General features: G+C 68.3%; 14 protein-coding genes. 7 read left to right on the top strand and 7 right to left on the bottom strand.

The window, feature by feature from the left end; translation table 11 throughout:
- The 3 genes from acpS to pyrE form a co-directional block, all read right to left on the bottom strand.
- Positions 1 to 265 (bottom strand): holo-ACP synthase (gene acpS, locus ACLL81_RS04985; RefSeq protein WP_411287241.1); only part of this gene is annotated, 265 nt, incomplete at its 3' end.
- Entirely contained in the window at positions 262 to 1,020 is a 759-nt protein-coding gene (locus ACLL81_RS04980) for a pyridoxine 5'-phosphate synthase (RefSeq protein ID WP_411287240.1), read from the bottom strand. The genes ACLL81_RS04980 and acpS, both read right to left, overlap by 4 nt.
- The gene (gene pyrE, locus ACLL81_RS04975) at positions 1,017 to 1,601 is read right to left on the bottom strand and encodes an orotate phosphoribosyltransferase (protein ID WP_411287239.1); all 585 of its coding nucleotides are present in this window, start codon (positions 1,599 to 1,601) and stop codon (positions 1,017 to 1,019) included. The genes ACLL81_RS04980 and pyrE overlap by 4 nt, the downstream gene beginning before the upstream one ends.
- 57 nt (positions 1,602 to 1,658) lie before the next feature.
- Between pyrE and ACLL81_RS04970 the strand changes: the two genes are divergently transcribed.
- The gene (locus ACLL81_RS04970) at positions 1,659 to 2,189 is read left to right on the top strand and encodes a GNAT family N-acetyltransferase (RefSeq protein ID WP_411287238.1); all 531 of its coding nucleotides are present in this window, start codon (positions 1,659 to 1,661) and stop codon (positions 2,187 to 2,189) included.
- Here ACLL81_RS04970 and ACLL81_RS04965 read toward each other — a convergent pair.
- From ACLL81_RS04965 to folK, 3 genes are all read right to left on the bottom strand, one after another.
- Complete coding sequence (locus ACLL81_RS04965; protein ID WP_411287237.1) at positions 2,186 to 4,354, bottom strand: RelA/SpoT family protein; 2,169 nt, start codon at positions 4,352 to 4,354, stop codon at positions 2,186 to 2,188. The genes ACLL81_RS04970 and ACLL81_RS04965 overlap by 4 nt on opposite strands.
- 107 nt (positions 4,355 to 4,461) lie before the next feature.
- Positions 4,462 to 4,821 (bottom strand): DNA-directed RNA polymerase subunit omega, encoded by a 360-nt coding sequence (gene rpoZ / locus ACLL81_RS04960; protein WP_411287236.1) that lies wholly within the window; start codon positions 4,819 to 4,821, stop codon positions 4,462 to 4,464.
- 71 nt (positions 4,822 to 4,892) lie between these two features.
- Complete coding sequence (gene folK, locus ACLL81_RS04955; RefSeq protein ID WP_411287235.1) at positions 4,893 to 5,378, bottom strand: 2-amino-4-hydroxy-6-hydroxymethyldihydropteridine diphosphokinase; 486 nt, start codon at positions 5,376 to 5,378, stop codon at positions 4,893 to 4,895.
- A 28-nt stretch (positions 5,379 to 5,406) separates the two neighbouring features.
- Here folK and ACLL81_RS04950 point away from each other — a divergent pair, with 28 nt between their 5' ends.
- The 6 genes from ACLL81_RS04950 to ACLL81_RS04925 are packed head-to-tail and all read left to right on the top strand — an operon-like array spanning position 5,407 to position 8,316.
- On the top strand, positions 5,407 to 6,009 hold the full coding sequence (locus ACLL81_RS04950) for an NYN domain-containing protein (protein ID WP_411287234.1): 603 nt from the start codon (positions 5,407 to 5,409) through the stop codon (positions 6,007 to 6,009).
- The gene (locus ACLL81_RS04945) at positions 5,996 to 6,664 is read left to right on the top strand and encodes a uracil-DNA glycosylase (RefSeq protein WP_411287233.1); all 669 of its coding nucleotides are present in this window, start codon (positions 5,996 to 5,998) and stop codon (positions 6,662 to 6,664) included. The genes ACLL81_RS04950 and ACLL81_RS04945 overlap by 14 nt, the downstream gene beginning before the upstream one ends.
- 31 nt (positions 6,665 to 6,695) lie before the next feature.
- Entirely contained in the window at positions 6,696 to 7,109 is a 414-nt protein-coding gene (locus ACLL81_RS04940) for a hypothetical protein (protein WP_411287232.1), read from the top strand.
- Entirely contained in the window at positions 7,087 to 7,497 is a 411-nt protein-coding gene (locus ACLL81_RS04935; protein ID WP_411287231.1) for a hypothetical protein, read from the top strand. The genes ACLL81_RS04940 and ACLL81_RS04935 overlap by 23 nt, the downstream gene beginning before the upstream one ends.
- Complete coding sequence (locus ACLL81_RS04930; RefSeq protein ID WP_411287230.1) at positions 7,494 to 7,919, top strand: GFA family protein; 426 nt, start codon at positions 7,494 to 7,496, stop codon at positions 7,917 to 7,919. Before ACLL81_RS04935 ends, ACLL81_RS04930 begins: the two co-directional genes overlap by 4 nt.
- A gap of 43 nt (positions 7,920 to 7,962) precedes the next feature.
- A complete protein-coding gene (locus ACLL81_RS04925) occupies positions 7,963 to 8,316 on the top strand; it encodes a hypothetical protein (protein WP_411287229.1) in 354 nt (117 codons plus the stop codon).
- On the opposite strand, the gene ACLL81_RS04920 is transcribed toward ACLL81_RS04925, so the two are convergent.
- Positions 8,313 to 8,716: GNAT family N-acetyltransferase (locus ACLL81_RS04920; protein WP_411287228.1), on the bottom strand; the 404-nt coding region annotated here is incomplete at its 5' end. The two genes, ACLL81_RS04925 and ACLL81_RS04920, sit on opposite strands and share 4 nt — an antisense overlap.

Raw genomic sequence — 8,716 nt, 5'->3', positions numbered from 1 at the left:
GCATGACCGGCTGCCCTGTGCGCAGGTTGCTGACCGCCATATCCTTCCACGCGATCCCCATGGCAAGACCGGTGCCCAGCGCCTTGGCGCAGGCTTCCTTGGCGGCGAATCGCTTGGCGTAGCTGGCGGCGCGGTCGTGCTTGCGCTCGGAGCGGGCGCGCTCCAGCTCAGTGAAGCAGCGGTGGGTGAAGCGGTCGCCGAACCGGTCGAGGCTGGCCTGGATGCGGCGGATGTCGGAGAGGTCCGAGCCCAGCCCGAGGATCACGCGGCCCTGACCGATCTGGCTTCGTCCATCAGCGCCCGCATCCGATGGATGGCGGGGCCCAGGCCGATGAAGATCGCCTCGCCGATCAGGAAGTGGCCGATGTTCAGCTCCATCAACTCCGGGATGGCGGCGATCGGCTTGACGGTCTCGTAGTCGATGCCATGGCCGGCGTGGACCTCCAGGCCCAGGGCCACGCCCTCGCGGGCCGCGGCCTTGAGGCGCTCCAGCAGCCGCGGCGCGTCCGGCGACCGGTGGCGCACCGCCTCGCACCAGGCCCCGGTATGCAGCTCGACCACCTGGGCGCCCACGGACTTGGCCGCCGCCACCTGGGCGAGGTCGGGGTCGATGAAGCAGGAAACCCGGATGCCGGCCTCGGCCAGCCGGCGCACGACCGGGGCGATGGCGTTGTGACCGCGCACCACATCCAGGCCGCCCTCGGTGGTCACTTCCTCGCGACGCTCCGGCACCAGGCAGACGGCGTGCGGCAGGTGGGCGAGCGCTATGGCTTCCATCTCCGGCGTCACCGCCATCTCGAAATTGAGCGGCTGGCCCCGCCGGCGGGTGATCGCGGCGAGGGCATCCATGTCGGCGTCGGAAATGTGCCGGCGGTCTTCGCGCAGGTGGGCGGTGATGCCGTCGGCGCCGGCAGCCAGCGCCATATCGGCGGCGCGCATGGGATCGGGATAGCCCTCGCCCCTGGCGTTCCTGACGGTCGCCACATGGTCGATGTTGATGCCCAGGCGCAGCTTGCTCATGCGCTGAGCCTGCGGCTGCCGGGGTCCTCCGCCGGGATCGCCGCCAGTTCGGGCGGCAGCTGGTCGGCTGGATAGGCCGGCACGTCCAGCCGTGCCAGGGCCACGAAGGGCACGCCGGGGTCGGCCCGGCCGCCGGATCGGTCGACGATGGCCGCGGCCACCACCACATTGCCGCCGGCTTTCTGGATGGCCTCAACGCATTCCCGCGACGACAGGCCCGTGGAGACGATATCCTCAACCATGGCGATCCGCGCGCCGGGAGGAAGGGAGAAGGCCCGGCGCAGGCGGAACTCGCCGCCCTCCCGCTCCACATAGATCGAAGGCACGCCCAAGTGGCGGGCGGTCTCGTAGCCCGGAATGATGCCGCCCACCGCGGGCGACACACACAGGTCCACCTCGCCCACCGCCTCGCGGATTTTCGCCGCCAGGGCCCTGCACAGGCGCTCAGTGCGCTCGGGGAACTGGAAGACCAGGTTCTTCTGCAGGAAGACGCCGGAGTGCAGCCCAGAGGACAGCACGAAATGGCCTTCGCGCAGGGCGCCGGCGCCGCGGAACTCGTTCAGGACATCTTCGGTGTTCATGGGATGCGAGATAACCCCGTTTGCGCCGGCTCGGAAGATGTCGGCTATCGTGGCGCGATGATCCCCCCGCCCCTGCCTATCGAGACCCGACGCCTGGTGCTGCGGCCCAGCGGCGCCGCAGACGCCGCCCGCGCCTTCGAGATCCAGTCGAACCCGCGGGTGACGCGGATGCTGCGGATGGCCGGCTTTCCGCCCGATCGGGATGAGCTGGACGCATGGTTCGCCGGTCACGGGCGTGAGTGGGCGCAAGGCGAGGCCTACCGGTTCGCCATCCTGAGCGAAGGCCGGATGATCGGCCTGACCGACATCGACGAAATCGGGCGCGGCGAAGGCGACCTGGGCTACTGGTTGGACGAGCCTGCCTGGGGGCAAGGGTACGCCCGCGAGGCCGCCGCGGCCGTGGTGCGGTTCGGGTTCGAGATGGCGGGGCTGACCCGGCTGCGGTCGGGCCACGCGGCCGACAACCCCGCCTCTGGCCGGGTGCTCACCGCCCTGGGCTTCCGCCACCTGGACGACACCACCGTCGCGTCCCGCTCGCGCGGCGTGGAGATCGCCCAGCGGCGGTATGCGATGGACCGGGCAGCCTAGTTCTTCGCCCGCTCCACGGTCTCGACGCTGGGGTTGGCGCGCAGCGCCGCGGCGATGTGGGTCAGGTGCTTGGCGTCGTTGACGTCCACGTCGATGTCCGCATCGAAGAAGTCCGACTGGCGGTGGTGCATGCGCAGGCCGACGATATTGCCGCCGGCCTCGCCGATAATCGTGCAGACTTGGCCCAGCACCCCTGGCGCATTGCGGATGGTAGCCACCAGCTTGGCGCGGGCGATGGAGTTGCGCTCCGCCTCCGGCGTCCACTGCAGGTCGCGCCACAACTCTTCGCGGTCTTCGAAGGCCTCCAGGCGCTCGCAGTCGATGGTGTGGACCGTGAGGCCACGCCCGTCGCTCTCCAGGATGCCGACGATCCGGTCGCCGGGCACCGGGGAGCAGCACTCGCCGAAGTGGATGCTGACCCCGGGGGTCAGGCCGCCGCCACGGACGTAGAGCTTGGCCGCCTTGCCGCCCTCGATCTGGCGGCGCGCCGTGGCTGCCTCGCGCTCGGACGCCTTCAGGCCCGGAAACACCGCCTCCAGCACCTGCGGTGGGGACACCCGGCCCCGTCCCACGGCGTGGAACAGGTCCTCCTCCGTCGCCAGGGCGAAACGGTCCAGGGCGGGGCGTAGGGAGACATCCTTGCGCTTCTTCTCGGCCGCCTCGAAGATCTGGTCGATGGTGGCCCGGCCCAGGCGGGTGAACTCTTCCTTCTCGGTCTGGCGGATGTGGCGGCGGATCGCCGAGCGCGCCCGGCCGGTGACCGTGAGTGAGCGCCAGTCCGGCGGCACCACGGGCTTGCCGCCGCGGATCACCTCGACCACATCTCCGTTCTGAAGACTCGTCCGTAACGGCTTAATTTCCCCGTTTATTTTGACGCCGATACAGGTGTCGCCGATATCGGTGTGGACCCCGTAGGCGAAGTCCAGCGGCATGGCCCCGCGCGGCAGGCTGATGAGCTGTCCCTTCGGGGTAAACACGAACACCTGGTCGAGGAACATCTCCAGCTTGGCGTGCTCGACCAGCTCCTCGGCGTCGCCGCCATGTTCCAGCACCTGGACCAGGTGGCGCAGGTTGACCAGCGGGTCGCGGCCGCCGGCGGCCTTCTGGTGCTCGGCGTCGAAGCCGTAGGACGTGTCCTTGTAGCGCCAGTGGGCGGCCACCCCCTCCTCAGCCACCAGGTCCATGGCCTCGGTGCGGATCTGCATCTCGATGCGCATACCCTTGGGGGCCACCACGGTGGTGTGCAGGGAGCGGTAATTGTTGCGCTTGGGCGTGGAGATGAAGTCCTTGAACCGCTCGGGCACGCTGGGCCAGGCGCGGTGGATCACCCCCAGCGCCCGGTAGCAGTCGTCCTCCGTGTCGAGGATCACCCGGAAGGCGTAGATGTCGGAGAGCTGCGAGAAGCCGATCGACTTGCGCTGCAGCTTTCGCCAGATCGAATAGGGATGCTTTTCGCGGCCGAACACCCTGGCCGGCACGTTGGCGGCCTCCAGCCGGCTCGCAATCTCCTGGCTGACCAGCGACACCGCCCCGCCCTGCTCGTGGCGAAGGGTGTCCAGGCGGCGATAGATGGCGTCGCGGGCCACCGGGTTTAGGTGCGCGAAGGCCAGCTCTTCCAGTTCGGTGCAGATGCGGTGCACGCCGATGGAGCGGGCCAGCGGGGCATAGATGTCCAGGGTCTCGCGGGCGATCCGCTCGCGCTTGGCCGGACTCTTGATGTGCTGCAGCGTGCGCATGTTGTGCAGCCGGTCCGCCAGCTTGACCATCAGGACGCGCACGTCTTTGGAGATCGCCAGGATGAATTTGCGCAAGTTCTCCGCCTGCCGCAGGTGCTCGGAGGAGAGCTCCAGCTTGGAGAGCTTGGTGACGCCCTCCACCAACTCGGCGATTTCGGAGCCGAACAGCTCCTCGATCTCGTGGCGGGTGACCGGCGTGTCCTCGATCACGTCGTGCAGCAGAGCCGTGACGATGCTTGCGGTGTCGAGCCGGTAGTCCGTGAGGATGCCCGCCACCTCGATGGGGTGGGCGAAATAGGGGTCGCCGGACGCCCGCTTCTGCGCGCCGTGCATTCGCATGGCGTAGACATAGGCGCGGTTCAGCAGCGCCTCGTCGGCGGTGGGATCGTACGACCGGACCTTCTCGATCAGTTCGAACTGGCGGAGCATCTTCGGGCGCTTCGCCGCCGCCGGTGGCGGCGCGGGCGAGGCGTCCTTCAGCAAGGCGGCGGTATCAAGCGCCGCCTGGGCGGTGAGAGGTTCTGCGCCTTCCGGGCTCAGTACCGCTCCTCCTGACCGCCATCGCGGTCGCTCTGCAGGGCGCGAACCAGCTCGAGTTCGCTCATCTGCATGTGGGTCGGATCAGCCAGCAGGGCCAGGGTCTCGGCCTCTTCCTCGGCTTCCGAGCGCTCGTCCACCCGTTGCAGGGTGCCGATCAGGGCCTCGCGCAGTTCTTCGGCGTCGACCATGTCCTCGGCGATCTCGCGCAGGGAGACGACGGGGTTCTTGTCGTTGTCGCGATCCACGAGGATCGGCGCGCCGGCCGAGATGGCCCGGGCGCGATGCGACGCCAACAGCACGAGGTTAAAACGGTTGGGCACCTTTTCGATGCAGTCTTCGACGGTGACGCGAGCCATGGATTCCTCGGGCAGGGGATATAGCCGGCTGAAATAGAGGTTTGGGCGTCATTGTGCAACGCCGCAAAACCCTACAGCGGCTGCGCGTCGCGGCCGATGGTAGCTTTTTCCGCTAGGTGGGCGGCGGTTTGACCACTGACGGGATGACGCCAGTCCGGAGCGATCTCGGCCAGCGGCCCCATGACAAAGCGCCGCTCGTGGGCGCGGGGGTGCGGCAGGACCAGGCCCGGAGCATCAATCAGCTCCCGGCCATGGGCGATGAGGTCAAGGTCGAGAGTGCGCGGCGCATTCCGCGCCGACCTGACCCGCGAAAACGTGGCCTCGATGGAAAAAAGCGCCTCCAGGACGGCTCGCGGATCGCCGTTCGCCTCGACAACGGCGACGCCGTTGCGATACTGGGGCCCGGTCGGGTCTGGCCAGGCGGTGGACCGCCACCAGCCTGACCTCGCCAGCACGGGCAATCCGGCCTGAGGGAAGCGCGCCAGGGCGGTCTCCAGCAGCGCCTCGCAAGAGGCGAAGCCTGCGGCCAGATTGCTTCCTAGCGCGATGACGACCATCTGGTCCGGATCAAGGATCTTCGAGCGAATGACGTTTTACCCCACGGACCGGCTGGCGCTCTTCATCGACGGCGCCAACCTGTACTCGGCGGCCAAGGGGCTCGGCTTCGACATCGACTACCGCAAGCTCCTTGAGGAGTTCCGCAAGCGCGGGGTGCTGATCCGCGCCTACTACTACACCGCCCTGGTGGAGGAGCAGGAGTACTCGCCGATCCGCCCCCTGGTGGATTGGCTGGACTACAACGGCTTTCGCCTGGTGACCAAGGCCGCCCGCGAATACACCGACGCCCAGGGGCGCAAGCGCTGGCGCGGCGACATGGACGTGGAGATTGCCGTCGACATGATGGAGATGACCGCCCACGCCGACCACCTGGTGCTGTTCTCCGGCGACGGCGACTTCCGCTGCCTGGTGGAGGCCGTGCAGCGCAAGGGCGCTCGGGTCACCGTGGTCTCCACCGTCAAGTCGCAACCGCCAATGGCTTCCGACGACCTGCGCCGACAGGCTGACAGCTTCGTGGACTTGGCGGACCTCGGCGACGTCATCGGCCGCCCGGCCCGACTGCCGCGCTTCATCCAGGAGAGCCGCGGCGGCGAGCGGTCTGAAGACACCGAGGCCGATGCCGACGCCTGAGGCCGCCGCTCCGCCCGAGGCGCCGCGCGACTGCCCGATCTGTCCCCGGTTGACAGCCTATCGCGAGGCCAACCGCGCCGCCCATCCCGACTGGTTCAACGGCGCCGCCCCCTCTTTCGGCGACCCGGGCGCGCGCCTGCTGGTCGTGGGCCTGGCGCCGGGGAGGACCGGGGCCAACCGCACGGGCCGGCCGTTCACCGGCGACCACGCCGGCCTGCTGCTCTACGAGACCCTGATCGCTGCCGGCTTCGCCCGCGGACCCTATGAGGCGCGGGCCGACGACGGCCTGACGCTCATCGACTGCATGATCACCAACGCGGTCCGCTGCGCCCCGCCGGGCAACAAGCCGGCGACCACCGAGGAGGCCGCCTGCCGGCCGTTCCTGGCCAGCCGGATCGCCGCGCTCCCCAGGCTCAAGGTGATCGTCACCCTGGGGGACGTCTCGCGCCGCAATGTCCTGCGCGCCCTGGGCCTGAAGGCCTCCGCGGGGATCGCCGGCCACGGAACGGAGTTCCAGGCGGGGCGCTACACCGTGCTGAACAGCTACCATTGCTCACGGCTGAACACGAACACCGGCCGGTTGACGCCAGCCATGTTCGAGGCCGTGTTCGCCAGGGCCAGGACGCTGATCGCAGGGGGCGGCGATTTCCGTTGAAGTTCTTGTTTTGTTCACGTACTCTCGTGGGATGATGCGCTCCATCCCTATTAGCAACACCCGTAGCGCCCCCTCTTGGACCGATGCGCTTCCGAAGGACGGCTCCTTTGATGTGGCGGATTCCGGTACTTGGTTCGCTAAACGGGCGATGCAGATGAACCCGGAAATCGAACCGAACCTACGGGCGACCATCCGCGGTATTGTCGGCGAGAATTTCACGGATGGCGAGTTAGGGAGCCTGCAGGAACGCGCTCTGAATGCCGCGAGGATCGACGACCTCCCCGTGCTTCGTGGAATTTCTGGTGGTGTTCCCGTGGTTCTGACGGCGGCTCAGAAGGCGCGGATTGATCGGTTGGTGGGCAGAATGGGGAGCGACCCTCTCGGTAGAAGGGCCGGCGAAGCCTATCAGGAGGGGTTGAAGAGTGGGAAAATACGGATCCGCTGATCAGCCGGCGGCGTTCTCGCGTTGGATCGTCCTCGCGCCGCTCGCGGTGAGTCTTGTAGCGATGCAGCCCAAACTATGGGGTTGGGACGCCTGCGGCGACAGTTTTGAAGGCGTCTGCAAACAGGCTTTCAGTATTGTGAGCTGGATCGGCACGGGCTTCCCGCATTTCCTGATTTTTCCGTTGGTCTGGGCGGTCAGCTTGCCGGTCGGCTTCTCGATCATCCTCGCCATGGACATCGTGCTGGGCCTGGCTGCCTGGCGATTTCTTCCTCCGCGGGTGACCGCCGGCCGACTGGTCTTGATCTACGCATGTTGGATCGCTGTGACTGTCGCCGTAGTTTTGGTGACGCCCTATTTGATGTTCTTGCCGCGGGGGCCCCTACGTTGAACCCAGAACCTGAGACGTCCGTCATCCGCGGAAGCTGCCTGTGCGGCGCTGTGCGGTTCGAGATCACCGGACCCGGCGCCCACCTGACCTATTGCCACTGCTCGCGGTGCCGCAAGCAGGCCGGCGCCTTTTCCGCGGTGGTGATGGTCCGGCGCGAGGACTTCCGGCTGCTCTCCGGCGCCGACCAGATCCGCCGCTACATCCCCGAGACTCCGTGGCGCCACGCGCGGGCCTTCTGCGGGGTCTGCGGCTCGTCCCTGGGAGAGCCCTCCGACGACCAGGAGATGTTCCCGATCGCCTGCTCGGCCCTGGACGACGATCCGGGGCTGCGGCCCGTGCTGCACCTGCACGCCGCCTCCAAGCCCGCCTGGTACGAGATCACTGACGGCGTGAAGCAGGTCCCCAGCGATTACCAGGGGTAGCGTCACCATGGGCGTGGCGGCCGAAAGGGGCTAGAAGCGCACCATGCTCAAGCTGATCGACCAGATCGTCTCGGCTGGCCTGCTGATCGTCGGCTTGGCCCATGTGGCGGCCGCATCCAAAGCCTTCACCGATCCGACACAGGCCCGGGTGTGGTTCCTGTCGGCGGGCCTGCTTGGACTAGTGGCGGGACTGGCGAACCTGGCACGGGCGCGATTGGAGGCAGGTGACCGCCTGCTGTCCCTTACGGCCCTCGTTGGCGCCATCGGGATCCTCACCATGGGTATTCTGCTGATCGGCGCGGGCGAGACCTCGGCCACGGCCGGCCCGGCGCTCGCCGTCCTGGCGCTGGGGGCGCTGGCCGCCGCCTTCAGTCTGCGCAGCCTGTTCCGGCGCTAATCTCGGCCCCAGTAGCGATAGCTCCAGGCCTCGACGAAGCCGGCCTTGCGGTAGAGCGAGCGCGCGTCGTTGGCCTCCTCCACCTGCAGGAACACCTGATCCACGCCGCGCGCCGCGATGGCCTGGCCCAGCGCCGCCAACACCTGGCTGGCCAGACCCCGCCCGCGGCGCGCCTGGGCGGTGCGCATCCCGTGGATACCAGCCCAGCCATGGCCGAAGGTGGCGACCCCCACCGCCACGGTGACGCCGTCTTCGCGCACCTGGGCATAGACCGCGTCCGGCGCGCGACTCAGCGCGGCCACCCGGCCGGCGCCCTCCTCAGGGTCGAACCCCTCGCCAAGGAAGACCGCGCCCCACGCCGCGTCGGGCTGTTGGAGAATCTCGCCAGGGGCGTCTCGAA

The sequence above is a fragment of the Phenylobacterium sp. genome, assembly GCF_046590535.1.
Taxonomy (GTDB): domain Bacteria; phylum Pseudomonadota; class Alphaproteobacteria; order Caulobacterales; family Caulobacteraceae; genus Phenylobacterium.
This window is presented reverse-complemented; position numbering and strand designations above follow the sequence as displayed.